This window comes from Phycicoccus ginsengisoli, from assembly GCF_054779295.1.
The window spans coordinates 497,926-523,167 of record NZ_BAAGYN010000001.1 but is presented as its reverse complement, the minus strand read 5'-3'; the positions used below and the strand labels follow the sequence as shown (position 1 = coordinate 523,167).

General features: G+C 72.9%; 28 protein-coding genes and 1 tRNA gene. 10 read left to right on the top strand and 19 right to left on the bottom strand.

Annotated features, from left to right (window positions below; genetic code table 11):
• Positions 1–26: 26 nt before the first annotated feature.
• From ACYVDO_RS02430 to ACYVDO_RS02420, 3 genes are read right to left on the bottom strand one after another with little or no spacing between them, the layout of a single operon-like run.
• Positions 27–770: a copper homeostasis protein CutC gene (locus ACYVDO_RS02430; protein ID WP_460932620.1), complete on the bottom strand. Its 744-nt coding sequence runs from the start codon at positions 768–770 to the stop codon at positions 27–29.
• Positions 767–2,293, bottom strand: coding sequence for a M81 family metallopeptidase (locus ACYVDO_RS02425; RefSeq protein ID WP_460932619.1), 1,527 nt, complete (start codon positions 2,291–2,293; stop codon positions 767–769). The genes ACYVDO_RS02430 and ACYVDO_RS02425 overlap by 4 nt, the downstream gene beginning before the upstream one ends.
• Positions 2,294–2,324: 31 nt before the next feature.
• Positions 2,325–3,458, bottom strand: coding sequence for a hypothetical protein (locus tag ACYVDO_RS02420; RefSeq protein WP_460932618.1), 1,134 nt, complete (start codon positions 3,456–3,458; stop codon positions 2,325–2,327).
• A gap of 425 nt (positions 3,459–3,883) precedes the next feature.
• Between ACYVDO_RS02420 and ACYVDO_RS02415 the strand changes: the two genes are divergently transcribed.
• Positions 3,884–4,369, top strand: a complete 486-nt coding sequence (locus tag ACYVDO_RS02415) for a cupin domain-containing protein (protein WP_460932617.1) — start codon at positions 3,884–3,886, stop codon at positions 4,367–4,369.
• A complete protein-coding gene (locus ACYVDO_RS02410; protein WP_460932616.1) occupies positions 4,366–4,899 on the top strand; it encodes a rhodanese-like domain-containing protein in 534 nt (177 codons plus the stop codon). The genes ACYVDO_RS02415 and ACYVDO_RS02410 overlap by 4 nt, the downstream gene beginning before the upstream one ends.
• A 60-nt stretch (positions 4,900–4,959) precedes the next feature.
• Here the strand turns inward: ACYVDO_RS02410 and ACYVDO_RS02405 are convergent, their stop codons facing one another.
• From ACYVDO_RS02405 to bcp, 3 genes are read right to left on the bottom strand one after another with little or no spacing between them, the layout of a single operon-like run.
• Complete coding sequence (locus ACYVDO_RS02405) at positions 4,960–5,253, bottom strand: GroES family chaperonin (protein ID WP_460932674.1); 294 nt, start codon at positions 5,251–5,253, stop codon at positions 4,960–4,962.
• A 25-nt stretch (positions 5,254–5,278) separates the two neighbouring features.
• Complete coding sequence (locus ACYVDO_RS02400; protein WP_460932615.1) at positions 5,279–5,548, bottom strand: DUF3618 domain-containing protein; 270 nt, start codon at positions 5,546–5,548, stop codon at positions 5,279–5,281.
• A gap of 46 nt (positions 5,549–5,594) precedes the next feature.
• Positions 5,595–6,068 carry a thioredoxin-dependent thiol peroxidase gene (gene bcp / locus ACYVDO_RS02395; RefSeq protein WP_460932614.1) on the bottom strand — a complete coding sequence of 158 codons (474 nt, stop codon included), beginning with the start codon at positions 6,066–6,068 and terminating at the stop codon, positions 5,595–5,597.
• A gap of 124 nt (positions 6,069–6,192) precedes the next feature.
• Between bcp and cbiQ the strand changes: the two genes are divergently transcribed.
• Both cbiQ and ACYVDO_RS02385 read left to right on the top strand, forming a co-directional pair.
• Positions 6,193–8,091 carry a cobalt ECF transporter T component CbiQ gene (gene cbiQ / locus ACYVDO_RS02390; RefSeq protein ID WP_460932613.1) on the top strand — a complete coding sequence of 633 codons (1,899 nt, stop codon included), beginning with the start codon at positions 6,193–6,195 and terminating at the stop codon, positions 8,089–8,091.
• Positions 8,088–8,843, top strand: coding sequence for an energy-coupling factor ABC transporter ATP-binding protein (locus ACYVDO_RS02385; protein ID WP_460932612.1), 756 nt, complete (start codon positions 8,088–8,090; stop codon positions 8,841–8,843). The genes cbiQ and ACYVDO_RS02385 overlap by 4 nt, the downstream gene beginning before the upstream one ends.
• A 4-nt stretch (positions 8,844–8,847) precedes the next feature.
• Here ACYVDO_RS02385 and ACYVDO_RS02380 read toward each other — a convergent pair whose 3' ends face one another.
• Positions 8,848–10,200, bottom strand: coding sequence for a CoA transferase (locus ACYVDO_RS02380; protein ID WP_460932611.1), 1,353 nt, complete (start codon positions 10,198–10,200; stop codon positions 8,848–8,850).
• Positions 10,201–10,365: 165 nt separating this feature from the next.
• Here ACYVDO_RS02380 and ACYVDO_RS02375 point away from each other — a divergent pair, with 165 nt between their 5' ends.
• Positions 10,366–11,919 (top strand): S53 family peptidase, encoded by a 1,554-nt coding sequence (locus ACYVDO_RS02375; RefSeq protein WP_460932610.1) that lies wholly within the window; start codon positions 10,366–10,368, stop codon positions 11,917–11,919.
• Positions 11,920–12,014: 95 nt separating this feature from the next.
• On the opposite strand, the gene ACYVDO_RS02370 is transcribed toward ACYVDO_RS02375, so the two are convergent.
• A complete protein-coding gene (locus ACYVDO_RS02370; RefSeq protein WP_460932609.1) occupies positions 12,015–12,638 on the bottom strand; it encodes a DUF1684 domain-containing protein in 624 nt (207 codons plus the stop codon).
• Between the two features lie 7 nt (positions 12,639–12,645).
• Positions 12,646–13,236 carry a TMEM175 family protein gene (locus tag ACYVDO_RS02365; RefSeq protein ID WP_460932608.1) on the bottom strand — a complete coding sequence of 197 codons (591 nt, stop codon included), beginning with the start codon at positions 13,234–13,236 and terminating at the stop codon, positions 12,646–12,648.
• Between the two features lie 135 nt (positions 13,237–13,371).
• On the opposite strand from ACYVDO_RS02365, the gene ACYVDO_RS02360 reads away from it, so the two are divergent.
• From ACYVDO_RS02360 to ACYVDO_RS02350, 3 genes are all read left to right on the top strand, one after another.
• A complete protein-coding gene (locus ACYVDO_RS02360; protein WP_460932607.1) occupies positions 13,372–14,274 on the top strand; it encodes an ABC transporter ATP-binding protein in 903 nt (300 codons plus the stop codon).
• Complete coding sequence (locus ACYVDO_RS02355; RefSeq protein WP_460932606.1) at positions 14,271–15,152, top strand: ABC transporter permease; 882 nt, start codon at positions 14,271–14,273, stop codon at positions 15,150–15,152. Before ACYVDO_RS02360 ends, ACYVDO_RS02355 begins: the two co-directional genes overlap by 4 nt.
• A gap of 194 nt (positions 15,153–15,346) precedes the next feature.
• A complete protein-coding gene (locus tag ACYVDO_RS02350) occupies positions 15,347–16,987 on the top strand; it encodes a glycoside hydrolase family 3 N-terminal domain-containing protein (RefSeq protein WP_460932605.1) in 1,641 nt (546 codons plus the stop codon).
• Between the two features lie 121 nt (positions 16,988–17,108).
• Here ACYVDO_RS02350 and cysM read toward each other — a convergent pair whose 3' ends face one another.
• From cysM to rph, 5 genes are all read right to left on the bottom strand, one after another.
• Positions 17,109–18,023: a cysteine synthase CysM gene (gene cysM / locus ACYVDO_RS02345; protein WP_460932604.1), complete on the bottom strand. Its 915-nt coding sequence runs from the start codon at positions 18,021–18,023 to the stop codon at positions 17,109–17,111.
• A gap of 61 nt (positions 18,024–18,084) precedes the next feature.
• On the bottom strand, positions 18,085–18,219 hold the full coding sequence (locus tag ACYVDO_RS02340; RefSeq protein ID WP_460932603.1) for a hypothetical protein: 135 nt from the start codon (positions 18,217–18,219) through the stop codon (positions 18,085–18,087).
• Positions 18,220–18,428: 209 nt separating this feature from the next.
• A tRNA-Leu gene (locus ACYVDO_RS02335) sits at positions 18,429–18,510 on the bottom strand.
• 79 nt (positions 18,511–18,589) lie between these two features.
• The gene (gene rdgB / locus ACYVDO_RS02330; RefSeq protein WP_460932602.1) at positions 18,590–19,210 is read right to left on the bottom strand and encodes an RdgB/HAM1 family non-canonical purine NTP pyrophosphatase; all 621 of its coding nucleotides are present in this window, start codon (positions 19,208–19,210) and stop codon (positions 18,590–18,592) included.
• The gene (gene rph, locus ACYVDO_RS02325; protein ID WP_460932601.1) at positions 19,207–19,974 is read right to left on the bottom strand and encodes a ribonuclease PH; all 768 of its coding nucleotides are present in this window, start codon (positions 19,972–19,974) and stop codon (positions 19,207–19,209) included. The genes rdgB and rph overlap by 4 nt, the downstream gene beginning before the upstream one ends.
• A gap of 45 nt (positions 19,975–20,019) precedes the next feature.
• Here rph and ACYVDO_RS02320 point away from each other — a divergent pair, with 45 nt between their 5' ends.
• The gene (locus tag ACYVDO_RS02320; protein ID WP_460932600.1) at positions 20,020–20,823 is read left to right on the top strand and encodes a deoxyribonuclease IV; all 804 of its coding nucleotides are present in this window, start codon (positions 20,020–20,022) and stop codon (positions 20,821–20,823) included.
• Between the two features lie 28 nt (positions 20,824–20,851).
• On the opposite strand, the gene ACYVDO_RS02315 is transcribed toward ACYVDO_RS02320, so the two are convergent.
• From ACYVDO_RS02315 to ACYVDO_RS02305, 3 genes are all read right to left on the bottom strand, one after another.
• A complete protein-coding gene (locus ACYVDO_RS02315; protein ID WP_460932599.1) occupies positions 20,852–21,571 on the bottom strand; it encodes an MBL fold metallo-hydrolase in 720 nt (239 codons plus the stop codon).
• Positions 21,572–21,661: 90 nt separating this feature from the next.
• On the bottom strand, positions 21,662–22,156 hold the full coding sequence (locus ACYVDO_RS02310) for an ASCH domain-containing protein (protein WP_460932598.1): 495 nt from the start codon (positions 22,154–22,156) through the stop codon (positions 21,662–21,664).
• A gap of 74 nt (positions 22,157–22,230) precedes the next feature.
• Positions 22,231–22,677, bottom strand: coding sequence for a VOC family protein (locus ACYVDO_RS02305; RefSeq protein ID WP_460932596.1), 447 nt, complete (start codon positions 22,675–22,677; stop codon positions 22,231–22,233).
• A 75-nt stretch (positions 22,678–22,752) separates the two neighbouring features.
• On the opposite strand from ACYVDO_RS02305, the gene ACYVDO_RS02300 reads away from it, so the two are divergent.
• On the top strand, positions 22,753–23,562 hold the full coding sequence (locus tag ACYVDO_RS02300) for a TetR/AcrR family transcriptional regulator C-terminal domain-containing protein (protein ID WP_460932594.1): 810 nt from the start codon (positions 22,753–22,755) through the stop codon (positions 23,560–23,562).
• Here the strand turns inward: ACYVDO_RS02300 and ACYVDO_RS02295 are convergent.
• On the bottom strand, positions 23,550–24,317 hold the full coding sequence (locus ACYVDO_RS02295) for an MBL fold metallo-hydrolase (protein ID WP_460932592.1): 768 nt from the start codon (positions 24,315–24,317) through the stop codon (positions 23,550–23,552). The two genes, ACYVDO_RS02300 and ACYVDO_RS02295, sit on opposite strands and share 13 nt — an antisense overlap.
• Positions 24,314–25,138 carry a glutamate racemase gene (gene murI, locus ACYVDO_RS02290; RefSeq protein ID WP_460932590.1) on the bottom strand — a complete coding sequence of 275 codons (825 nt, stop codon included), beginning with the start codon at positions 25,136–25,138 and terminating at the stop codon, positions 24,314–24,316. Before murI ends, ACYVDO_RS02295 begins: the two co-directional genes overlap by 4 nt.
• Between the last annotated feature and the right edge of the window lie 104 nt (positions 25,139–25,242).

Below are 25,242 nucleotides of genomic sequence, written 5' to 3'. Positions count from 1 at the left end.
CGACGGGCCCGCACGAGTTCCTCGGCTCAGCCGGCGGCGCCTCGGACCGTTCGGACCACCTGCGCCGCCAGCTCCCGGTCCGTGACGTCGTGGCCGTCCTCGGACGGCCCCAGCGGTATGCCGCGAGCGGGCACCCGCCGCCTCGCCGAGAAGTGCAGGGCGTCCACGCCCGCGGCGATCAGCGCGGGCACCGCCCCGGCATCCACGCCGGACCCCGCCATGACCTCCAGCCGTCCTGCGGCGACATCGACCATGCGCCGTAACGTGGCCGCGCCGTCGACCGCGCGGGGCCGCCCACCGGAGGACAGCACGCGGCTCACGCCCGCACCGGCGAGGAGGTCCACTGTCGCGACCGGGTCGGCGCTGACGTCGAGCGCCCGGTGGAAGGTCACCTGCACCGGTCCGGCCGCCTCCCGGAGCCGCTCCAGGACCCGCAGATCCGGCATGCCGGAGCGGTCGAGCGCCCCGACCACCACGCCCTGCGCGCCGGCGTGCACAGCGCGGCGCACGTCGTCGACCATGACGGCCACCTCGTCCGCGTCGTGGTGGAAGTCGCCCGGCCTGGGGCGCACGAGGACGTGGACGCCGACCCGGTCGCCAGCCGAGGCCAGGGCCGCCTCGACGAGGGCCGTCGACGGGGTCAGGCCGCCGAGCGCGAGCGCGACGCACAGCTCGACCCGGTCCAGCCCGAGGTCGACGGCCACGCGGACGCCCGCCACGTCCTGGACGGCGAGCTCGAGGGCGGCCGGACGTCCGCGGAGGCCGTTCACGCCCGCACCGGCCCGGCGGGCCCGGCGAGGAGCACCGGGGTGAGGTCGGGCTTCCACCCGCTCCCGACGTGCGTCTCGTCGTCGAAGGGGTGCATCGGCCGCCGGATGCGGTGGTGCCCCAGCCGGGCGAGGTCCTGGTCCACGCCGCCGGGCGTCAGCGCCAGCGTCCACCCGGCGGCGAGGTCGTGCAGCGTCGGCTCGAGGTAGCCGATCTTCGTGACCACCAGGTCCGCCGCGAACGGGTCGAGCCCGATGGCGGTGAAGTCGGCGACGTCGTGGAACGCCGCGCGGAACTCCGTCACGACCACGTGCAGGCCGCCGACACGGACGACCGCGACCCCACCGGTCTGCGCGTCGCCCTCGTGCACCGACAGCAGCACCCCGCGCAGGTCCACGGGGGGCGCCGGTGAGGGCACGGTGCGGGCCCCCACCTCCACCCTGACCTCCGCGCCGACCGGGCACGACCTCAGGTGGGCGAGGGCACCGGCGTCGAAGACGGAGGCGACCAGGGTGGTGGGGGCGCCAGGGCGCGTGAGCTCGGGCCGCCGGAGCAGCCGGGTCAGGGCCCAGGTGACGTCGCCCGTGCCGCCCGCACCCGGGTTGTCGCCGGAGTCGGAGATGACGTACGGCCGTGCGGTGGAGGCGAGCGCGGCGTCGACGGCCTCATCGAGCGTGCCGGTCGGGCCGACGAACCCGAAGTCGTCGCGGGCCGCCCACAGCGCCTCGGCGAGCTCACGCGCGCCCTGGGCGCATGCGCCCTCGTCCCAGCCCTGGACCACGACCGCGGCGTGGCACCGCGGCTCATCGGCCCAGGCGTAGCCCACCCAGACGGAGGCGTCGAGGACTCCGTCGCGCGCGGCGACGCCGGCCACCGCGGCATACAGGCTCCGGGCGGGCTCCACCCTCGTGCTGGTCCGCTCACCCGGCAGGAGGACGGGAACGGGGACCCAGGCCCGGACCGGACGCCGGCCGGAGCGGAGCACCTCGACCAACGTCGCCGCCGCACGGGCTCGGGTCTGGTCGGCGTCCTCGTGCGGTGCCGTCCGGAAGCAGGTGAGCAGGTCGACCTGCTCGGCCAGGTCGCGGGAGACGTTGCCGTGCAGGTCCATCGCGGCGGCGAACACCACGCCCGGGCCCACGACGTCACGGACGGCGCGCACCAGGTGCGCCTCGGCGTCGTCGAGCCCGACGACGCCCATGGCCCCGTGGATGTCGAGCAGGACGCCGTCGAGGCCCCCGTCGTCGGCGAGCTCGCGCAGGCCGGCCCGGATGCGCTCGAGGTGGTGCTCGTAGACGTCGGGCTGGACCGCTCCCCCGGGCAGGGAGCGCGCGAAGTGGATGCCGTGCCAACGGATTCCGTCTGCCTCGACAGCCCGTATGCCGTGCCGGGCCAGGAGGGCCGGCCCGTCCAGGACGTGGAAGTCGCGGGCCTGCGCCCGGTGCGGCGAGAAGGTGGACGACTCGATCCACATCCCCGCCACGGCGATCCGCAGCGGGCGGCAGGGCTTCGGCGGGGACGGCACGGCCCCACGCTACCGAGCGGCCGCGGCGCCCTCAGGAGGGACTCGCGACGGCGTCACCCCGGTCGGCGTGGCCCCGGTCGGCGCGGGCCGCCGCGCGCTCGGCGACGACCCGCGAGGCGAGCACGGGGCGGAAGCGGTCGTGCAGCGTCGTCACCAGGCTGATGAGGCCGAGGAAGAAGAAGAGCGCTCCCCCGTCGACCCCGCCGCCGTGCAGGCCGAGCAGCCGGTCGGCGACCAGCACCACGACGACGTTGGCGGCGAGCCGCGCGGCGAACGCGATGTCGAGGGAGCTGATGCTCCGCCCCCGGCGGGCCATCGACAGCGTGAAGGCCGCGTTGAGCAGGACGACCGTCGCGACACCGACGAAGAGCTGCGTGTCGGTGGCGCGGATCCCCGGGATGGTCTGGGCGTAGACGACCGCCAGCAGGCCCACGAGGACGACCTTCTCCCCCGTGGCCCACGACCAGATCGAGCCGTACTCGCGGTGCCACGCCATCTGCTCGGCCGCCGTGTCCACCTGCTCGGGCAGCGGGTCGGCGACGAGGCGCCAGGGCCAGTCGGGGGCAGGGAGCCGAGGCCGCACGAGGAACCAGAACACCCCGAGGACGAGGGCGACCAGGGCGACGAGCAGGGGCGGCGCCCAGGCGTGCTGGCTGAGGACGTCGGTGAGGTCGAGCTGGGCGATGTGGATCCAGTACTCCTGCGGGAGCTTGACGACGACCCAGATCAGCGCGGCCGCGCCCACCCACCAGCGCAGGGACGGGCGCCTCGGCGACCACCGGGTGCGGACCGCCTCGTAGGCGATGAAGAAGTACTCGAAGGTGTTGGGGAAGACGAGCAGGAGCGGCCGGGCGTGGGTGAGCTCGAACGCCACCACCCCGACGAGGCGGTAGAAGTACAGCGCCCGGCCCACCCGGAACGCCGGCAGGCTCGCCCAGTTGCGCATCGAGGCGAGGTAGGCGATGGCGAGGTAGAAGACGTCCATCGCCTTGTCGTAGCCCTGGTAGCCGGGCGGGTCGTACCCGAGCGTCTGGAAGATCGTCTGGTCGACGCCGTCGAGCACCAGGCACGCCAGGATCGCCGGCAGCGGGTAGCGGAAGATCGCCAGCGGCAGCAGGAACCGTGCTCCGACGACGGCGAGGAAGACCACGGTCACACCACTCACCCGCGAAGTGTGGTGGCCCGGGCGGTCCGCCTGCAACGGCAGGGCGCCTCCCGGGCCTGCCCAGTCCCCGGTCCCGCTCTGCGAGACGTCCGCGGAACCGCGTGGACCGGCCCGGTCGACCCGTGCTCCACTGGTGCCATGTCCTCCTCCACCGCCACGTCGCGCACGCACAGGGTGTCCCTGTGCGACGGCGTCATGCGGTGTCGCTGCTGCGCCTGACCCCAGCTCGCACCAGCCCGCGCCCGCCGATTTCCCGGCGAGGACGCACGAGACCGGAGACGAACCCATGGCCACGCCGCCGACCAGCCACACGGCATACCGCCGCATCCACCTCGACCTGCTCCTGACCCAGGGCTCCCTGTGTCGCCGAATGTGTTGCCCCGCAACGCTTTCCGAGACACCACGACGAGACCAGGAGTACGTCCATGAGCATCACCACCACCACCGGGACCCCCGGCGTCAACCGCTTCACCCGTCACCAGCTGCTGCGCACCGCACGCCTCTTCGCCTCCGACCCTGACCTGCACCGACTCGTCGACCTCGACGCGCGCGAGCGCACCTGGACGCGACTCGACGCCACCGAGCACCTCGAGATCTGGCTGATCGGCTGGCCGGTCGGCAGCAGCACCGGCTGGCACGACCACCTCCAGTCCGAGGGCGCCTTCCTCACCGTTCGCGGCGAGCTCGCCGAGCAGAGCTGGGCGTCCGGCACGGTCCACGACCGGTTCCTGTGGGAGGGCGAGGGCCGCACGTTCGGCGCGCGCCACGTGCACAACGTCGTCAACCTCGGCGACCGCCCGGCACTGTCCGTGCACGTGTACTCCCCCGCCCTGCGCGGGATGACGCGCTACGCGCTGGTGGACGACGTGCTGCGCCCCACCGGGGTCGAGCGGGCCGGGGTGCAGTGGTGACCGCCACGGCGACGGTGCCGACCACCACCGTGGCGTCGGCCGCGGCGTCCGTCTTCTGGGAGTCACGCCTCTACAGCGACCCGACGAGCGACTCCGCGACGTCGGACGGCCCCGGCACCGGTCGGGGCTGGGACGCACCGCTCTACGACGGGATCGACGACCAGCTGGCCGACTCCCGCAGCCGGCTCCTGCGAGTCAGTGCGCGGGCCGCCTACCAGGAGGTGCTGTACGGGCGAGCCCTCCTCGTCGACATCAGACCGGCCGCCCAGCGTGCGGCCGAGGGGGAGGTCGCCGCCCACCTCGGGCCGCTGTTCGTGGAGCGCAACGTGCTCGAGTGGCGGTTCGACCCGCGCAGTGCCGCGCGGCGGCCCGAGGCCGGGTTCGAAACCCGCGTCATCGTGCTGTGCCAGGAGGGCTACACGTCCTCGTTGGCCGCGGATGCGTTGCTGCGACTGGGGATCCGACGCGCCACCGACATCGTGGGCGGCTTCCGCGCGTGGCGGGAGGCCGGACTGCCCGTGGCCGGCTGAGCGCGCATCGGCTCGGGAGCGCCCACAGCCGCTCGGGGGCGGGCGGCCGGGCCGGTCGGCTCAGAGGTAGAGGCCGGTCTGGCCGTCGTCCACGCGGACGGCGGCCACCGCGTGGATGTCGCGCTCGCGCAGGACGACGTAGTCCTTGCCCTGCACCTCGACCTCGGCCCTGTCCTCGGGGTCGAAGAGCACCCGGTCGTCGGCCTCGACCTGGCGGACGTTGTGGCCGACCGCGACCACCGTGCCCCACGAGAGCCGGCGACCGACGCTCGCGGTCGCCGGGATGACGATCCCGCCACCGGAGCGGCGCTCACCCTCGCCCTCGAGGGCGACGAGGACGCGGTCGTGCAGCATCCTCACCGGCAGGCCGGAGGAGTCCTCAGCCACGGCGACGGCGCAGGGCACCCAGACCGATGAGGGCGACGGCCGCGGCCGCGAGCGCTGCGATCCGCTCGGTGCGCAGCTCCCCGGTGGGGGTGCGGGTAGCCTCGGTGAACTTCACCTTCGCCGTCTCCACCTGCCGCCGCGCGATCTCCTGCGGCGCCGTTCGGGTGTGCAGCTCGTCGACGGTGCCGGCGAGGCGGCTGCGGGCCGCAGCGATCTCGGCCTCGATCTCGTCGACGGACTTCGGTGCCGTGTGCTCGGTCATGGTCGTCTCCAGCGGGTCGGCGGGTGGGTTCGGCCAGGGGCCGGGATCAGTCGTCGATCCCGAGGTCGCGCCGCAGCTTGGCCACGTGGCCGGTGGCCTTGACGCTGTACTGGGCCTGCGTGACGGTGCCCTTCTCGTCCACGACGACCGTGCTGCGCAGGACGCCCTCGACGGTCTTGCCGTAGAGCTTCTTCTCCCCGTAGGCGCCGTACTGCTGCATGACGGCCTTGTCGCCGTCCGACAGCAGCGTGATGGTCAGGCTGTCCTTCTCGCGGAACTTCGCGAGCTTCTCGGGCGAGTCCGGGGAGATGCCCAGCACCTCGTACCCGTGCCCGCGCAGGCTCGCGATGTTGTCGCTGAAGTCGCAGGCCTGGGTGGTGCAGCCCGGCGTCATGGCGGCCGGGTAGAAGTAGACGATGACCTGCTTGCCACGTAGGTCAGACAAGGTGACCGTGCCGCCCTGGTCGTCGGGCAGGGTGAAGTCGGGGGCGGTGTCGCCGGGGGTCAGACGGTCAGCCATGGGTCGCCTCGCTCCTCGCCGGGGGTGTCGTGTTGTTGCAACTCGTTTGCAATAAGGTGGGTCCCAGCCGCGCCCCAAACCTATCCCAGGTGGCGCCGCCTCACCTCGGCAGGCAGGAGCGACCGTGCACGTCCCGGACGGGTTCCTCGACGCCTCGACCTCGTGGGCGACGGCCGGCGTCGCAACCGTCGGGGTCGGCTCCGCGCTGGTGGGTGCGGCCCGCCGTGAGCTCGACGACCGCACCGCACCGCTGGCCGGTCTCGTCGCGGCGTTCGTCTTCGCGACGCAGATGCTCAACTTCCCCGTCGGTGCCGGCACGTCGGGGCACCTCCTCGGCGGCGCCCTCGCCGCGGTGCTGGTCGGGCCGGCCACCGCCACGCTCTGCCTGACGGTCGTGCTGCTCGTGCAGGGCCTGCTCTTCGCCGACGGCGGCCTGACGGCCCTCGGCACCAACATCACGCTCATGGGCCTGGTGGGTGTCTGGGTCGGCTACCTCGTCTTCCGGCTGGTCCAGTCCGCGCTCCCCCGGCGGGTGTCGATGGTCGCCCCCGCCGCGGTCGCGGGCGCGTTCGTCTCCGTGCCGGTCGCCGCGCTGGCGTTCTGCGCGCTGTATGCCGTGGGCGGCCAGGCCGCGATCCCGCTGGACCGCCTCGTGACGGCCATGGTGGGCTGGCACGTCCTCATCGGCGTGGGCGAGGCGGTCATCACCGGGCTCGCCGTCTCCTCGATCCTGGCCGTGCGACCCGACCTCGTCCACGGTGCCCGCCGCGTGCTGGCCCGGCGCGAGCTCCTCGTCCGCGATGCGGTCGCGCTGACGCACGTGAACCGGACGCCCCACCCCCGCACGCCCGGTCCGGCGACACCGACACCGACACCGACACCGGCGGAGCCGGCCGGTGGCCGCAGCGGCACCGGCGCCCGCCCTGCCGTGAGCTCGCGCGCCCTCCTGCTCGTCGGGCTCGCCCTGGTCCTGCTGCTCGCCGGCGTCGTCTCCTCCTACGCCTCGAGCCACCCGGACGGCCTCAACCACGTCGCCCGCACACTCGGCTTCGGCAGCACCGCCAGTCCGCACGCGTCCGACGGCTCGCCGTTCTCCGGCTACGCGACCAGGGGCATCGGCGACGCACGCGTGTCCCGGGGCCTGGCGGGCGTGATCGGCGTGGTCCTGGTCTCCGCCGTCGGAGCCGGCCTGTTCTGGAACCTGCGGCGCAAGGGCCCGCCCGCCACCGAGACCACGGCCCCGGCCGCGAGGACGACGGGGGTGGGCGCCGGTCACGGACACCACCTGCACTTCCACGGGTACTCGCCGATCCACCGCCTGCCGGCGCACACGAAGCTCGTGGCCCTCGTGGCATACGTCGTCGTCGTCGTGGCGACGCCGCGCGACCTGCCCTGGGTGTTCGTGGTGCACGCCGTCCTGCTCGGCGTCGCGGTCGCGGTCTCGCACGTGCCTGCGCGCTACCTGGCCCGCCGGATGGTGGTCGAGATCCCCTTCGTGGTCTTCGCGCTCCTGCTGCCTTTCGTCGCCACCGGGCCCCGCGTCCAGGTGGGACCGCTCAGCCTGTCCGAGCACGGGCTGGCCGGTGCCGCCGCGCTGCTCGTCAAGGGCACCCTCGGCGTGCTGGCCTCGCTCCTGCTCGCCGCCACCACGGAGCCCCGGGACGTCGTCGCCGGCCTGGAGCGGCTGCGCCTGCCGCACCAGCTCGTGCAGATCATGGGCTTCATGATCCGGTACCTCGAGGTGGTGACCGGAGAGCTGGCTCGGATGCGGGTGGCCCGCGAGTCCCGCGGCTTCCGGGCCCGGTCGGTGCGGTCGTGGCCGGCCCTCGCGTCCACCGTGGGGGCGTTGTTCATCCGGTCCTACGAGCGTGGCGAGCGCGTCCACCTCGCGATGCTGTCCCGCGGCTACACCGGGCGTATGCCGGTGCCGCACCCCATGACCGCGACCGCCGCCCAGTGGCGGCTCGCCACAGCCCTGCCCGTCGCGGCCCTCGCCGCCCTGCTCCTGGGAGTCGCCGCGTGAGCACCCCCGTCCTCGACGTGCGCGGCCTCGCGTACGCCTACCCCGACGGCCACCAGGCCCTCTTCGGGGTCGACCTGCACGTGCACCGCGGTGAGCGGGTCGCCCTGCTGGGCCCCAACGGCGCGGGCAAGACCACCCTGGTGCTGCACCTCAACGGCATCCTGGCCGGCGGTGCCGGTTCGGTGGAGGTCTCCGGCCTGCCGGTCACCGGCGAGAACCTCATGGAGGTGCGCCGCCGCGTCGGCGTCGTCTTCCAGGACCCCGACGACCAGCTGTTCATGCCGACCGTGCGCGCCGACGTCGAGTTCGGTCCCGCCAACCTCGGGCTGCGCGGCGCCGCGCTCGAGGCCCGCGTGGTCCGGGCGCTGGAGCAGGTGGGGATGCTCGAGCACATCGACCGGCCGCCGCACCACCTGTCGTTCGGGCAGCGGCGTCGGGTCGCGGTCGCCACGGTGCTGGCGATGGAGCCCGAGGTCCTCGTCCTCGACGAGCCCTCGTCCAACCTCGACCCGGCCTCGCGCCGCGAGCTCGCGGACATCCTGCGCTCGCTGGACGTCACGGTCCTCATGGTCACCCACGACCTGCCCTACGCGTACGAGCTCTGCCCCCGGTCCGTCGTGCTGTCCGGCGGGGTGGTGGTCGCCGACGGGACCACCCGGGACGTCCTCACCGACGACGCGTTGATGGCCGCGCACCGCCTGGAGCTGCCCTTCGGCTTCGACCCGCGCAGCGTCGCGGCACCCCAGCACTGACCGGTCAGTCGCCGGCCCACTCCGCCTCGTCGCTCCCCCATCGGCGGCCGACCCACGCGAACTCCGTCGGCCCGTCGTCGACCCTGAACGCCGGCCGGGCTCCCGTCACGACGCCCGCGTCGCACCGGGTGGACACCGTCCAGGGACCGGTGTCCACCACCGGCGCCGCGGGTCCGTCCAGCGCGTCGGTGCGCAGCAGCCAGTGGGCCGTGCGCGCGAGGTGCGTCCTGACCTGCCAGGTCCCGCCCTGGGTGGCGCGGGCCCGCAGTGCGGCGAGCACGCCCGCCGCCAGCAGGTAGCCGGTGGCGTGGTCGAGGGCCTGGGCCGGCAGGGCGGCCGGGACGGTGCCGTCCGACGACTCGAGCATTGCGATGCCCGTCGCCGCCTGGACGATCGAGTCGAACCCGCGCCGCCCGCCCCAGGGCCCGTCGGGCGTCCACGCGGACAGGCTCGCGTGGACCACGTGCGGGTGCCGCTCCGCGACGCTCGCCGCGTCGAGGTGGTATGCCGCGAGCGCACCCGGGCGGTAGCCGGTCACCAGCACGTCGGCCTCCCCCAGGAGCTCGTGCAGGCGGGCGCGGGCGTGCTCGACGTGCAGGTCGACGAGGGTGGAGCGCTTGCCCGAGCCGGTGTCGAGGTGCAGCGCCTCGAGCTCGGGCACGTGCGGGCTGTCCACCCGCAGGACGTCGCACCCGAGGAAGGCGAGCGTCCGGGTCGCGACCGGCCCCGCGAGCACCCGGGTGAGGTCGAGCACCCGCACCCGGCGGCCGAGCGTCGCCACGTCCACCGGGGCCACGGGTCCTGCGGCCGGCTGTCGCTCGACGGCGAGGAGGTCGTGGCTGTCGACGACGCGCGCCTGCTCCCCCGCCATCCACTCCGCCAGCGTGCGCACCCGGACCGCGATGCCGTGGTCGGCGGTGACGACGTCCTCCACGTCCTGGGCTGACCGCCGTGCGATCGCGGCGGCCCCGTCCGCTCGCCCGGCGTCCGCGGGCAGCTCGAGCGCCCGCAGCAGCCGGTCGCGGTGGTGGGGGTAGTTGGCGTGGGTGCGCACCCACCCGTCGGCGGCCTCGAAGAAGCCGGACAGGGGGGCGAACCCCTCGAGCGGCCGGCCGTCGACGCGCTGGACCTGGTCGGCCCGGAACGACGTGGCCACCTGCCGCGGGTCGACCCGAGCCACCCGGCGACCCGTGAGGGCGACCCCGGCCAGCGCCGCCGCCGCCACCGACCCGGTCGCCAGGGTGCCCACCGGCAGCGCGGACGGCAGGAAGCTGCCGGTCGCGACGTCGAGGTGCTCCGCGGCATACGCCTCGTCGAGGCCGAGGACGGGCAGCACCTCACGCAGCAGCGGGTTCACGCTCCGAACCCTAGGACCCCGGCCACCCCGCGAACTCGACGCGCGGATCCATGACGTTTGTCATGCCCGAAATCACCCAGACGTCCGAGCCTGTCCGAGGACGCCTGACCCAAGGGTGTCCTCGGGGACCGACCGGTCCCCGCCGTCCAACCAAGGGAGCACACGATGACCCTGAAGCTCGGTGTGGTCGCCGCCGTGGTGGCCGCCGGTCTCGGCCTCGCGGCCGGGGGCCCCGCGCTGGCCGCGTCCACCGCGCCCACCGCGCCGGCGCTGACCGGCACGGACCTGTCGGCCCAGGCGCCGGAGTCCGCGTTCCACGCGAAGGGGGCCGACGCCGGCGCTGCCGCGTGTACGCGACCCGCGCCCGACGGTCGCGTCTCGACGACGATCCACTGCTACACCCCCGACCAGATCCGAGCCTTCTACGGCCTGGCCCCGCTGACCCCGAGCACCACGGACGGCGCCGGGCAGACCATCGTTATCGTCGACTCCTACGGCAGCCCGACCGCCGCGCAGGACGTCGACTTCTTCGCCAAGACCTTCAACGGTCCCAAGCCCGACTTCGAGGCCGCCTTCCCGATCGGCAAGGTCGACTACACCCACGCCACGGGCAACGGCAGCGGCCAGGCAGGCCCGACCTCGGCCGAGGGCTGGGCCGGCGAGGCGAACCTCGACGTGCAGTGGGCGTACGCCATCGCCCCCAAGGCGCACATCGTCCTCATCGGCACCCCGGTCGCCGAGACCCAGGGCGTGCAGGGCATGCCGAACATGATGAAGGCCATCGACTGGGCCGTCGCGAAGTACCCGGCCGGCACGGTGTTCTCGATGTCGTTCGGGACCAGCGAGGAGGCCTTCGGCGGTGCGTCGGCGGCCGGGCAGTTCGCCAAGTTCGACCAGACCTTCCAGCGCGGGCTGGCCAAGCACGACACCTTCTTCGCCTCCTCCGGTGACAACGGCTCGCTCGGCACCGGGCGGGCGCACCACCAGACCCAGACGGTCGACCACCCGTCGGTGAGCTACCCGAACTCCTCGCCGTACGTGACCTCGGTCGGCGGCACCCAGGTGCAGTCCGGCTGGACGTGGAACCCCACGCAGGACAAGCCGTTCAACGACGACGGCAGCCGCAACCCGCTGTACTGGGCGTGGAACCAGGGCGGCAGCAGCCAGGCCGTCTGGAACGAGAGCTGGGCCGGGATCGGCACCGGCGGCGGCCAGTCGAGCGTCTACCCGCGCCCGTCGTGGCAGTCCGGTGTCGCGTCGGTGGTCGGCTCGCACCGCGGCGTCCCCGACGTCGCCTGGAACGCGGCCGTCAACGGTGGCGTGCTCGTCTACCACTCCTACTTCCAGAACCTCGACGGCGTGGGCTGGAGCGTCACCGGCGGCACGTCGGCCTCCTCGCCGCAGGTCGCCGCGGTGACCGCGATCGCCAACGCCTCGCGTGCCGTGGCCGGCAAGCCGGGCATCGGCAACCTCAACGCGGCGATCTACGCGCCGTCGTTCCCGCGGGCCACCGCGTTCAGCGACGTGCTCGCCCACACCTACGGCACCGCCCCCAGCGGTGTCCTGCAGGACAACCGGATGTGGGAGTACGGCACCGACGGGTTCGTCCACCCCGGACCAGTCGCGGGTTGGCCGACCACCCAGGGATACGACCTCACCACCGGCTGGGGCAGCCCGAACGCCCCCGGCTACGTGGCGGCGCTGACCGCGGCGCCGTGACGCGGTTGGTCTGACACGATCAGAGTGCCGAATCTCGTTGTGACGCACTGAGACGACGTCGGCCCGGGTCCCCTGCGGATCCGGGCCGACGCGCGTCAGCCGTCGTAGCCCTCCGGCAGCAGCTCCCCGACCGGCGCCGGCGCCGCGATCCGGTTGGCCGGCGGGGCGAGCGGGCAGACCCAGCGGTAGTCGTAGACGCAGGACGGGTTGTAGGCGAAGTTGAGGTCGACGACCCACGCCTCCCCCTCCCGGCCGAGGTCGCTGCCCTTGACCGTGTCGAGCACGTAGCGACCGGCGCCGTACGTCTCGCTCCCGGCCGACCCGTCGCGCAGCGGCAGGAACACGCCGCCGCCGTAGGAGTCGAGCCACCACAGGGCCACCTCGCCGAGGTCGCCGAGGGCGACCGTGCCGATCCCGCTGAAGGGCACGACGCCGTCGGTGCCGGACGTGAACTTCCAGCCGTCGAGCTCGGCCGGCACCACCGGGACCGTGAACCGGAAGGCCGGGTCGTAGGCCGCGTGCCGCATCCGCTGCCCCGGCCGCCGGGGCGAGGCCGGGTGGGTCTCGAACAGCTCGCTCCTCCCCTGCACCCAGAGCGCGTGCGCAGCCGCAGGGTCGTGCTCGGCGCGCACCGCGGTATACAGGGCGTGCACCTCGCGTCGCCACGAGGCGACCTGGAGCGGCGGCGGGTAGGTGAGCTCGTCGTCGAGGTCGGTCATGGTGGTGTCAGTCCTCCAGGGCGTGCTCGTGGACGAAGCGCTCGGCCCGACGGTCGGGCACGAGCCAGGTGATGGCGACCGCGACGTAGGCGGCAACGCCCAGCCACGGCGAGATGAATGTCCCCAGGATCCCTGCGGTGTAGACGACGGGGCTGAGCTTGCCCTTGAGGTCGCGCCCGACCGCCTGGCGAAGCAGGCTCTCTCGCCCCTCGCGCCGGAAGACCGCGAGCTGGAGCACGTAGTACGAGATCGCCGCCAGGAGCAGGTTGAGGCCGTAGACGCCGACGGGCAGCGGGGCGAACCGCGTGTCGTCCATCCACGCCGTCGTGAACGGCACCAGCGACAGCATGAACAGCAGGGCCAGGTTGGCCCACAGGATCGCCCCGCTGACGTGGCGGACCAGCTGGAACATGTGGTGGTGGTTGTTCCAGTAGATGCCGATGTACACGAAGCTGAGCAGGTAGGTGAGCAGACCCACGAGCGAGGGCCGGAGCGCGTCGAGCGTCGGCTCCTCCGGGACCTTGAGCTCGAGCACCATGATCGTGATGAGGATCGCCAGGACCCCGTCGCTGAAGGCCTCGAGCCGCCCGGTCCGCATGCCGGGAAGTCTAGGTGTGCGCCGAGCCCTGGGTGCGTCGCCCGACGACCCCGAGGAACCTCAGGGTGCACTCAGGGTCGCGCCCCGGTTCCTCCCCGATGTGCCGGGGTGCGCCCCGGCGCGACGATCCTCGGCATGATCACAGTGGACTCACTCACCAAGACGTACGGACGTGGGATGACCGCGGTGGACGACGTCTCGTTCACCGCCCGTCCCGGACGCGTCACCGGCTTCCTCGGCCCCAACGGCGCCGGGAAGTCGACGACGATGCGCATCATGGTCGGGCTCACGCCGGCCACCTCCGGCACCGCCACCATCTCCGGTCGGCGCTTCACCGAGCTGCCCAACCCGGGTCGGGAGGTGGGGGTCCTGCTCGACGCCTCGGCGCAGCACGCCGGCCGCACGGGTCGCGAGATCCTCACGGTCGCCCAGCGGACGATGGGGCTTCCCCGCGGCCGGGTGCAGGAGATGGTGGACCTCGTCAGCCTGACGTCTGCGGAGGCCGACCGGCGGGTGCGCGACTACTCCCTCGGCATGCGCCAACGGCTCGGCATCGGGACCGCCCTGCTCGGAGACCCGGGCGTCCTCCTCCTCGACGAGCCGGCCAACGGCCTCGACCCCGCCGGCATCCGATGGATGCGCGACCTGCTGCGCGGGTATGCCGACCAGGGCGGCACCGTGCTGCTGTCGAGCCACCTGCTGCACGAGATCGAGGTCGTCGCCGACGACCTGGTCGTCATCGGCCGGGGCCGCATCGTGGCCCAGGGGACGAAGGCCGAGCTGCTCGCCGCAGCCGGCACGGTGGCGCGCGCCCGGGACGCGGCAGCACTGGTCGCCGCCCTGCAGGGCGCCGGCGAGTCCGCGACCGCCCGCCCCGACGGCAGCGTCCACACCGACGCCACCACCGACCGGGTCGGCGAGGTCGCCCTCGCCGCGCACCTGGTCCTGACCGAGCTCCGTGCCGCCGACGGAGCCGGGCTCGAGGAGATGTTCCTCGAGCTCACCGCAGACACCCAGCGCGAAGGAGCCGCAGCATGAGCACCACCGTCACGGTCGGACCGGACAGGACGCCGGACGCCACCTCGAGGCCCGGCACCACGGCATACCGGCCGGCCTCCCCCGGGCCCACCCACGGCACCCGCCGCCGGCCCGCCCTGCCGACGCCATCACGCATCCCCCTGGCCCGCGTCGTGGTCGTCGAGCTGCGCAAGATGTTCGACACGCGCTCGGGCTTCTGGCTCATGGCCAGCATCGTCATCACGAGCGTGCTCGCGACCGCCGCCATCATCGTCTTCGCGCCGGACAACCAGCTCACCTTCGACAACTTCGCGGCCGCGGTCGGGGCCCCGATGACGGTCATCCTGCCGATCATCGGGATCCTCGCGGTCACCGGTGAGTGGAGCCAGCGCACCGGCCTCACCACCTTCACCCTGGTGCCGCGGCGCGGCCGGGTGCTGGGAGGCAAGTTCCTCGCGGCCGTCGCCGTGGGCGTCGTGTCCATGCTGGTCGCCCTCGTCGTGGGCGCCCTCGGCACCGTCGTCGGCAGCGCCATCGCCGGGGTGGACCCCGTGTGGAACGTGTCGGCCGCCCACTTCGCGCTCATCGTCCTCGGCAGCGTCCTCGGCATGCTGTTCGGCTTCGCCCTCGGCCTGCTCATCCGCAACTCCGCGGGCGCCATCGTGACGTACTTCGTCTACACGCTCGTGCTGCCGCCGCTGCTCGGGCTGCTCGCCTCGACGCAGACGTGGTTCGCGGACGCGCAGCCGTGGGTGGACTTCAACTACGCCCAGCGGCCACTCTTCGACGGCGTGGCGACCGGCACGCAGTGGCAGCACCTGGCCGCGTCGGGGGCCCTGTGGCTCGTCCTGCCCCTGCTCGTGGGCCTGCTGCTCGTGCGTCGGGCAGAGGTGAAGTGACGGCTGCCCTGCCAGGTCGTGGCGCCTGCTCGGATTGCCCCGTTGGTCAGGCCGGGAGAGGTTGGAGGGGAGCCGCCCGTTCGGGTCGCGGCCACCGACGAAGGGGACTCCCGTGAAGGCACTGACCTGGCAGGGCATGCGTGACGAAACCCAATCACGGTGGCCGGGTTCCGTGTGTTCCCAAGACTTTCGACGTGCTGGTCACGCCGCTCATGAAGCTGGGCGGCATCTCCCGCGGGGAGGTCGCGGACTCCCCCAGCAACGGCCTGTCGCCGACGCCGGAGGGCGAGGCCGGTCCATCAGCGGTGGGGCGGGCTGTGGCTGCGGTCCCTCCCAACAGTGGGGTTGGGTGTCGTGAGACCAACCTTCGCGGGCTGCGGGACGTCGTAAAGGTCGACGAGTTCCGCCGAACCGGGGTGGTGGTCCTGATGCAGACCCGTTCCTTTCTGATTCGCGGCGTGGTCGCCGCAGCAGCGGTGGTCGCGGTCGGCGCCCCGGCCGTTCCCCGAGCGGAGGCGGCCACTGCAGCCGACTTGGCCCACGCGGCATACAACCGGATGAGCAACGCTCAGCGCATCGGCCAGCTGTTCATGGTCGGCACACCGGCCACCGGCCTGTCCTCTGCCGCAGCTAGCGCGATCGGGACCTACCACGTCGGCAACGTCATCCTCACCGGACGGTCCACGGCCGGCGCCGCACCGGTCCGTGCGCTGACCGCCCACCTCGACCGGCTGGCGACGGGCACCGCCACGGCTGGTGTTCCGCTGTGGATCTCCACAGACCAGGAGGGCGGCTACGTCCAGGTCCTGCAGGGCAGCGGGTTCTTACGCATGCCGACCGCGCTGACGATGGGCACGTGGTCGACGACCACCCTGACCTCGTCGGCGCGCACCTGGGGTGGGCAGCTCCGCCGCTCGGGTGTGGACATGAACCTCGCCCCGGTGCTGGACACCGTCCCCGCTGCCACCGCCTCGACCAACCCGCCGATCGGCTACTGGCACCGGGAATTCGGTCACACGCCGAGCGTCGTGACGACCAAGGGCTGCGGCTTCCTCTCCGGCGAGCGTTCGGCTGACCTCGCCATGACGGCCAAGCACTTCCCGGGGCTGGGCTACGTCACCGCCAACACCGACACCACCCCGGGGGTGAAGGACTACGTCACGACAACGACCTCCGGGTCGCTGGCCCCCTTCAGGTCGGCGGTGAGCACCGGTGTCCCGGTCGTCATGATGTCGTCCGCGATCTACACCAAGATCGACGGGTCGCGACCGGCGGTGTTCTCGCCGACAGTCGTTACCGGCCTGCTGCGCAACAACCTCGGCTTCCGTGGCGTCGTGATGAGCGACGACCTGGGCAACGCCAAGGCCGTCGCCGCCTGGTCGCCCGGTGATCGCGCCGTCCGCTTCATCAACGCCGGTGGGGACGAGGTCCTGACCGTCAACGCCGCAACCATCCCGGCGATGGTGAAAGCGGTGACGGTGCGCGTCGCGACCGACCCCGGTTTCCGCGGCAAGGTCGCGGCCGCGGCCATGAGGGTGCTCACCGCCAAGGCTGCCGAGGGGCTGCTCGGCGCTCGACTCTCACTGGACGGATCCCTCGGCCCCCGCACCATCTCCGCACTCCAGCGCTGGCTCGGTGTCGCTGCCACCGGCACGCTCAACCCGACGACCATCCGGGTGCTGCAGACGCGGATCGGCACGACGCCCGATGGCGCGTGGGGACCCGCGTCCATGCACACACTCCAGCTCTACCTGGGCATCGCCACCAACGGCGCGCGGACGTGGGACTCTCGGACCTCGACGCAACTGCAGAGCTACCTCAACACCCAGCTCTGAGATCCCACGGCCCGACTGCTCAAACCCCCCGTCGACCACCGCCTTGGCCGAGATGCGCGCATGCGTCACTTCAGCCGTCTCTACGACGGTTGGGGCTCGCGCCGGGCGTGAGCCGAGACTCTCAGGCGGGGAACACGCCGCTGGAGAGGTAACGGTCGCCGCGGTCGCAGACCACGAAGACGATCGTCGCCCCCTCGACCTCCTTGGCCACCTGTAGGGCGGTCCAGCAAGCGCCGGCTGCGGAGACACCGCCGAAGATGCCTTCCTCGCGGGCCAGCCGGCGGGCCGTCTCCTCCGCGTCGGTCTGGGTGACCTCCATGGTCCGGTCCACCGCCGACGGGTCGAAGATCTTCGGCACGTACTCCGGTGCCCAGGCACGGATCCCGGGGATCTTCGAGCCCTCCGCGGGCTGCGCCCCGACGATCCGGACACCGGGGTTGCGCGACTTCAGGAACCGCGAGACCCCGGTGATCGTGCCGGTGGTGCCCATCGCGGACACGAAGTGCGTGATCCGACCCTCGGTCTGGTGCCACAGCTCCGGGCCGGTGCCCTCCTCGTGGGCACGCGGGTTGTCCGGGTTGCCGAACTGGTCCAGGACCCGGCCGCGGCCCTCCCGTTCCATCCGCGCCACGACGTCGCGGGCCTCTTCCATGCCGCCCTTTGCCGAGGTGAGGACCAGGTCGGCTCCGTACGCCTTCATCGTCCGGATCCGCTCGGTGGAGGCGTCCTCGGGCATCACGATGACCAGTGGGTAGCCGCTGATCGCTGCCGCCATCGCCAAGCCGATCCCGGTGTTGCCGGACGTGGCTTCCAGCAGGGTGTCGCCGGGGAAGATCTCCCCTCGCTCCTCGGCACCCCGGATCATGCTGATCGCTGGCCGGTCCTTCACCGAGCCGGCCGGGTTGTTCCCTTCCAGCTTCGCGAGCAGCACGTTGCCGCGGCGTTCGTTCTCCGGCCCAGGCAGGCGCTGCAGACGCACCAGCGGGGTACCGCCGATGACGTCCTCCATCGTGGGGTATGCCGGAGGGTTGCTCACCCGCCGGAGTCTATGGCGGCGGTCGCCGGAGAATCGCAGCGGACTGCCGGGGGAAAGGTCGTCACGGTGTGGACGGGGCGTGCTCACCGAGTGACGGTGACGACGACCTTCCCACCACGGGCTGGCCGCTGCCGTGGTCCTCGTAGTAGAGGTCGATGTCGTGGTCGTTCTCGTGACCGACGGTGACGGTGGGCATGGGGAACCTCCTGGGGAGCGATGACGGCGACGCAGGGCTGACGCCGCCGGGATCCGGGCGGACAGGCACCGACCGGTGCAGTCCTGGACCCGTCTCCGACTGTGCAGCCGGCCGGTGAGGCGGTCATCAGTCACCTGACTGCACCGCCCGACTCCGACCGCGCGACGCCCACAAGGGAAGGGGTGCGCCCTGTCCGCGGGTTTGAGGAGTGCGCAAGGCGGGACTCGAACCCGCACGCCCGAAGGCACCAGGACCTAAACCTGGCGCGTATACCTGTTTCGCCACTTGCGCGCGGTGTGGATTGTATGCGCGCGGTGCTGCGTCACTGATCAGGCTGGCTGATCAGTGACGCAGCATCCGCAAGGTCAGCTCAACCGAGGAGCTCGCGCAGGTGGGGCACCATGGCACGGAACGCCTTGCCGCGGTGGGAGATCGCGTTCTTCTCCTCAGGGCTCAGCTCGGCGGCGGTACGCGTGTCGCCCTCGACGACGAGCAGCGGGTCGTAGCCGAACCCGTTGGCACCACGGGGTTCCCGCGCCAGCGTCCCGCGGAAGTGGCCCTCTGCCGCTCGGATCGTCCCGTCGGGCAGGGCCAGCACCGCCGCGCAGACGAACCCGGCCTGGCGGTGCTGGTCCTTGACGTCGGCGAGCTGGTCGAGCAGCAGCCGCAGGTTCGCGAGGTCGTCGCCGTGCCGCCCCGCCCAGCGCGCCGAGAAGATGCCCGGTGCCCCGCCGAGCACGTCGACCGCCAGGCCCGAGTCGTCGGCGAGCGCGGGCAGCCCCGTGTGCCGGGCGAGCGCCACGGCCTTGAGCCGGGCGTTCCCCTCGAACGTCACCTCGTCCTCGACGACGTCCGGCGCACCCTCGAACTCCGAGGCACCGACGATCTCGAGCCCGAGCTCCTCGACGACGTCGGCCAGGATGTGGCGCAGCTCGACGACCTTGTGCTGGTTGCGGGTGGCGAGGACGACCTTGGCCACTACAGCGCTCACAGCTCGCGCGTGCGCGGGGTCGCGGCGAGCGCGGCCTGCTGGGCGGCGGTCAGGGCCGCACACCCGGCCGTCGCCTTGTCGAGCAGCGCGTCGAGCATGGCGCGGTCGAAGGCGCCGTTCTCGGCAGTGCCCTGCACCTCCACGAACCGGCCGTCGCCCGTCATGACCACGTTCATGTCGGTCTCGGCGGTCGAGTCCTCGGGGTAGTCCAGGTCGATCACCGGCTGCCCGTTGACGATGCCCACCGACACGGCCGCGACCGACCCCGTCAGCGGCTTCGCGTCCTTGGCGATGAGCCCCTTGGCCCGGGCGTCCTCGATCGCGTCGACGAGGGCGACGTAGGCGCCGGTGATCGACGCCGTGCGCGTGCCGCCGTCGGCCTGCAGGACGTCGCAGTCGAGCACGATCGTGTTCTCCCCCAGCGCCTTGGTGTCGATGATCGCGCGCAGCGACCGGCCGACCAGGCGGCTGATCTCGTGGGTCCGTCCGCCGACCTTGCCCTTGCGGGACTCGCGGTCCGAGCGGGTGTTCGTCGAGCGCGGCAGCATCTCGTACTCCGCCGTCACCCAGCCGGTCCCCTTGCCCTTGAGCCAGCGCGGCACGCCCTCGGTGAAGGACGCCGCGCACAGCACGCGGGTGCGCCCGAACTCCACGAGCACGCTCCCCTCGGCGTGGTCGAGCCAGTTGCGGGTGATCCGCACCTCCCGCGTCTGGTCGGGGGTGCGCCCGTCGTGGCGGGCCTGCTGCGTGGTCGTGTCAGTCACACGGCCAAGGCTAGCCGCGTCGGTGGGCCGCCCTAGGCTGGCCCCATGGCAGCCACGACCGTCCGCATGGGAGCCCACGTCGACTCGGCCGACCCGGTCGCCGCCGCCCAGGAGCGTGGCGCCGGGCTGAGCCAGTTCTTCCTCGGCAACCCGCAGAGCTACAAGGGGCCGGTCGTGGAGTATGCCGGCGGCGCGGCTGCCCTGCGCGACGCCGCCGAGGCCGCAGGCGTCGACCTCTACGTCCACGCCCCCTACCTCATCAACGTCGCCTCGACCAACAACCGGATCCGCATCCCGAGCCGCAAGCTGCTCCAGCAGTTCATCGACGCGGCGGCCGAGGTGGGCGCCAAGGGCCTCATCGTCCACGGCGGCCACGTCGAGTCCGAGGCCGACGTCGAGAAGGGCTTCGACAACTGGCGCAAGGCGGTCGACGCCACCGACCTCAAGGTGCCGCTCCTCCTGGAGAACACCGCCGGCGGCGACAACGCCATGGCACGCACCCTGGACCGCATCGCCCGCACCTGGGAGGCGATCTCGGCCGCCGAGGGCTCGGAGAACGTCGGGTTCTGCCTCGACACCTGCCACGCCCACGCCGGCGGCATCCCGCTGGCAACCGCGGCCGACCAGGTTCGCGCCATCACCGGCCGCATCGATCTCGTGCACTGCAACGACAGTCGCGACGAGTTCGACTCCGGCGCCGACCGCCACACCAACCTCGGCGAGGGCCTCATCGACCCCGACGATCTCGTGGCCGCGGTCCGCTCGGCCGGGTCACCCGTGGTCATCGAGACCCGCGGCGGCCTCGAGGGACAGATCGCGGACCTCGACTGGCTGCGCGAGCGGCTCTAGCACCGCAGGCCGCGCCCCTCGCGGTCGCTCAGTCCTGCGGCACCGGCTGCCTCGCCAGGAAGCCGCGGATCTCCTCACGCGCCGTGAGCCGGATCTCCGGCCCGTGGGTGAACGCGGCGGTCGTGTACTCGAGCTCGGCCAGGCGGTGCGCGGTCTGCTGGGTCAGGCGGAAGCTCGAGCAGAACGACTTGATCGGCCACCGCAGGCCGCGCACGTTGAAGATCGAGTCACCGGTGATCAGCACCCCCGACGAGCGGTGCAGGTATGCCGCGTGGCCGGGTGAGTGCCCCGGCGTGTGCACCACCTCGAGGCCGCCCGCCACGGGCACGACGTCGCCGTCGGTGAACGTCTCGCCGACCCGGACCGCGTCGAACTTCCCTCCCCCGAGGCGGTTCATCAGCCGACCGAGCGCGATCCGCGGGTCACGCGGCGGCGAGGTGCCGGCCCGGGCATACATCGCGTCGTCCTCGTGGATCCCGAAGTCCAGCCCGGTCGCCTCCGACACGTGGGCCGCGCCACCGGCGTGGTCGGGGTGGGCGTGTGTCAGCAGCAGCCGCGTCACGTCCGAGGGGCCGGAGCCGATCGAGGCGAGGGCGGCGAGCACCTTCGGGCCGGACTGCTTGACCCCCATGTCGACGAGCGTCACCTGGCCGTCGTCGTCGCGCAGGATGAAGCCGTTCACGTAGTCCCCCCCGAGGGGGATGCGCCACACGCCGGGCGCGAGCTGGACGGTCGCCGACTTCGCCATGACCGAAGCGTAGGCGTCCGACGGCCGGGTTCGGGTGCTGCGGCGCGCGGAAACGCGAGCGCTGCGGCACCCGAGGTGGGAGGAGGCGGGTCAGTCGGCCAGCTCGGGCGGCCAGACCACCCGGAACCGCTCGAAACAGACCTCGAGGTCGTCGGAGAACTCGATGCCGATCCGCTCGCACTCCCGCCGGAAGTAGCCGCGGTGCCCGTCCAGCCAGGTCTCCAGGGACCGGTCGTACTCGCCCTCGTCCCAGGCGAACTGCGCGTCGACGCTGCTCAGCGGACCCACCCGGAGCTCGGTGGCCCGCAGCACGGCGCACGGCCGACCGCTCCCGTCGCAGGCGACCCAGTGCGCGCCGATGCGCGGCAACGGCTCCGCGTCCGCGGCATACCCGGCCACGAGCCCGGCCGTCGCCCGCTTGGGGCCGTCGACGACGAAGGCGATGAGCTCGTCCGCCAACTCGGGGCTGTCCCCGAAGCACGCCACGACGAGGTCGTCCTCCGGCGGCAGGCCGGGGGTCGCGTCGCGGTATGCCGCGAACATCGCCGCGCCGGCGGCCTGGTCGATGGGGACGGGCTCGCTCATGGCCGCCACCCTAGGCGCCGGTGCTGCGTCCCTGATCCGCATCCGGATCAGAGACGCAGCACCAGCCACACGTCTCAGCCGGGGTGGGACGCGCCCGCGGACACCTGCGCGTCCGGCGCGTCCAGCGCGTCCGGCGCGTCCGGTGACGTCACCCAGGTGACGAGCTGGTAGACGACGCCGTTGGGGTCGGCGTACTGGGCGTACCGCTCACCCCACGGCTCGGTCTCCGGTGGCGTGACCACGGTGGCCCCCTGCGCGCGCATCCGCTCGTGCTCGGCATCGACGTCCTCGACGGTGAAGACGACCAGCAGCCCGTCCGCGTGGCCGGCGGCCGCGGACGGCCGGAAGGTGGGCAGGCCGGTCGCGAGGTAGACGAGCGCCAGGCCCGCCGTGGGATGGGTGAGGGAGACGAACCCCTCGGCGGCCATGGCGACCTCGTAGCCGAGGTGTCGCTGGGCCCAGGTCGAGGAAGCCTCCACGTCGTCGACGTTGAGGCTGATGGTGGACTGCAGGATCTGCACGGGGCTCCTCCGGGACCTTATATCGTACGCTGTACGGTATAAGATCCGAACGTCGAGCACGGGAGACTTGTTCCCATGGAGCAGACCGGCGCCGGACGACCGGATCGGACCCTCACGCTGCTGTGGCGGGACCGGAGCCCCGCCGACTCCGGACCGAGCGGGCGCCGGCGCGGTCCCCGACGGGCCCGCACCGTCGACGACGTCGTCGACGCGGCGCTGTCCCTCGCCGACGCGGAGGGGCTCGCAGCGGTGACGATGCGGGCACTGGCGACCCGGCTCGGCACCTCCCCCATGACCCTCTACACCTACGTGCCGGGCCGGCCCGAGCTGCTCGACCTCATGGCCGACTCGCTCTACCTGGCGATGCCGAGGGAGCCCTGGCGTCGCGGCTCGAGCTGGCGCGACCGGCTCACCCGCGTGGCCGAGGACAACCGGTCCCTGCTCGCCGCTCATCCGTGGCTGGCCGAGATCGCCTCGCTCAGCCGGCCGCCGCTCGGGCCCGGCCAGCTGGCGAAGTACGAGCACGAGCTCGCGGCGTTCGACGACAGCGGGCTCGACGACGTGACGGTCGATGCCGCCCTGACGTACCTGCTCGGCTTCGTCGTCGCGCACGGCCGCGCCGCCCACGACGCCGAGCGGGCGGTGCGCGACTCCACGCAGACGGACGAGCAGTGGTGGGCCGCCAACCAGCCCCTGCTCGCCACCGTGCTCGACCCGGACGCCTACCCCCGCGCCGTGAGGGTGGGCGCCGCTGCGGGAGCGGCGCAGGCGGGCGCCTGGTCGGCCGAGCACGCCTGGCGGTTCGGACTGGCCTGCACCCTCGACGGCCTGGCCGGCCTCATCGAGCCCCGGAGGACGGGCGAGGGCAACCCTCAGACCTCGTAGACGGCCCCGGCGACGGCGACGTCGAGTGGGCCGTCCCACACCGCCGCGGCCTGGGCCCGGCACACCTCCGGGTCGTTCCAGGCGGGGATGTGCGTCAGCACCAGCCGCTGCACCCCACCGGCCTCGACCGCCGCAGCGGCCGCACGGCTGCCGGAGAGGTGGATCCCCGTCGCGGTGTCGCGGTCGTCGACGAAGGCGCTGTCGGCCAGGGCGAGGTGCGCGCCCGTCAGCAGAGGGGCGAGCGCCTCGCACGAGTCGGTGTCGCCCGTGTACGCGAGCACGGCACCGTCGGCCTCGACGCGGAAGCCGTACGCCTCGACCGGGTGGTTGACCCGGTGCGAGGTGACGGTGAACGGCCCGATCCGGGTCACCAGGGTGTCCGCCAGCTCGTGGACCGCGAACTCGGCCGTCATGCCACCGTGCTCGAGCCCGTGGTACATCAGCGCGAACCGCTCCCCCGCCCCCGTCGGCGCGTGGATGGGCAGCTGCCCCGGCACCGGGCCGGAAGGGCGGTACTTGCGGGTGACGTAGAGGCCGGTGACGTCGACGCAGTGGTCGGGGTGCAGGTGGCTGATGAAGACCGCGTCGAGGTCGGCCGGGTCGACGTGCCGCTGAAGGTGACCGAGCGCACCGTTGCCGAGGTCGAGCAGGACCGACCAGGTGCGGCCCTCGTGCTCGGCCTGCACGAGGTAGGAGGACGCGGGTGAGTCAGGGCCGGCGAAGGAGCCGGAGCAGCCGACGACGGTGAGCCTCACCAGCCCACCACCGCGGAGTGGCGGACGACCGAGCCGCCGTACACGTCGCCGACCTCCGGCCCGAGGAACCGGCGCGCGAGCGACCGGAACTCCTCGGCGTCGCCGGTCGTGGTGAAGCCGTGGCTCGGCGGCGGCAGGTCCACGGGTCGCAGCGCGTCGCGGTCGGCGAGCACCCGGTAGACGTCCTTGGCGGTCTCGTCGGCGGACGACACGAGGGTGACGCCGTCACCCATCACGTACGAGATCGCCCCGGTGAGCAGCGGGTAGTGCGTGCAGCCCAGGACCAGGGTGTCGACGTCTCGCTCCAGCAGCGGGGTGAGGTACTCGCGGGCGGTGGCGATCACCTCGGGCCCGCTGGTCACGCCGGCCTCGACGAACTCGACGAAGCGCGGGCACGCCACGCTGGTCACGTCGAGGTGCGGAGCCGCGGCGAAGGCGTCCAGGTAGGCCCCGGACTGGTGCGTGCCCTTCGTCGAGATCACGCCGACCCTGTGGTTGCGCGTGGCCCGCGCGGCCCGGCGGACGGCCGGGCGGATCACCTCGACCACCGGCACGTCGTAGCGTTCGCGCGCGTCGTGGAGCACGGCGGCGCTGGCCGTGTTGCAGGCGATGACGAGCGCCTTGACCCCGTGGTCCACAAGCCGGTCCAGGCACTCGAGGGCGTACTCGCGGGTCTGGGCGATCGGTCGTGGTCCGTACGGCGCGCGGGCGGTGTCGCCGAAGTAGGCGATGGACTCGTGCGGCAGCTGGTCGAGCACGGCCCGGGCGACGGTCAGCCCGCCGTAGCCCGAGTCGAAGATCCCGATGGGTGCATCAGCCACGGGGTCAAGGCTAGGGCTGCGTCAGCCGAGGCCCGGCATCGACGCCCCGTCTGCTTGCTCACACACGTGCCCCAGCCCGTCCCCGGTTGCGAATCTTGGGCCAA

What these genes read in the sequence shown, in the direction of transcription:
- ACYVDO_RS02415 (WP_460932617.1), top strand. Translation starts at nt 3,884, where the DNA reads ATGAGCATCACCACCACCACCGGGACCCCCGGCGTCAACCGCTTCACC.
- ACYVDO_RS02405 (WP_460932674.1), bottom strand. Translation starts at nt 5,253, where the DNA reads ATGCTGCACGACCGCGTCCTCGTCGCCCTCGAGGGCGAGGGTGAGCGC.
- ACYVDO_RS02400 (WP_460932615.1), bottom strand. Translation starts at nt 5,548, where the DNA reads ATGACCGAGCACACGGCACCGAAGTCCGTCGACGAGATCGAGGCCGAG.
- bcp (WP_460932614.1), bottom strand. Translation starts at nt 6,068, where the DNA reads ATGGCTGACCGTCTGACCCCCGGCGACACCGCCCCCGACTTCACCCTG.
- ACYVDO_RS02375 (WP_460932610.1), top strand. Translation starts at nt 10,366, where the DNA reads ATGACCCTGAAGCTCGGTGTGGTCGCCGCCGTGGTGGCCGCCGGTCTC.
- ACYVDO_RS02370 (WP_460932609.1), bottom strand. Translation starts at nt 12,638, where the DNA reads ATGACCGACCTCGACGACGAGCTCACCTACCCGCCGCCGCTCCAGGTC.
- ACYVDO_RS02365 (WP_460932608.1), bottom strand. Translation starts at nt 13,236, where the DNA reads ATGCGGACCGGGCGGCTCGAGGCCTTCAGCGACGGGGTCCTGGCGATC.
- ACYVDO_RS02360 (WP_460932607.1), top strand. Translation starts at nt 13,372, where the DNA reads ATGATCACAGTGGACTCACTCACCAAGACGTACGGACGTGGGATGACC.
- ACYVDO_RS02355 (WP_460932606.1), top strand. Translation starts at nt 14,271, where the DNA reads ATGAGCACCACCGTCACGGTCGGACCGGACAGGACGCCGGACGCCACC.
- ACYVDO_RS02340 (WP_460932603.1), bottom strand. Translation starts at nt 18,219, where the DNA reads ATGCCCACCGTCACCGTCGGTCACGAGAACGACCACGACATCGACCTC.
- ACYVDO_RS02320 (WP_460932600.1), top strand. Translation starts at nt 20,020, where the DNA reads ATGGCAGCCACGACCGTCCGCATGGGAGCCCACGTCGACTCGGCCGAC.
- ACYVDO_RS02315 (WP_460932599.1), bottom strand. Translation starts at nt 21,571, where the DNA reads ATGGCGAAGTCGGCGACCGTCCAGCTCGCGCCCGGCGTGTGGCGCATC.
- ACYVDO_RS02310 (WP_460932598.1), bottom strand. Translation starts at nt 22,156, where the DNA reads ATGAGCGAGCCCGTCCCCATCGACCAGGCCGCCGGCGCGGCGATGTTC.
- ACYVDO_RS02300 (WP_460932594.1), top strand. Translation starts at nt 22,753, where the DNA reads ATGGAGCAGACCGGCGCCGGACGACCGGATCGGACCCTCACGCTGCTG.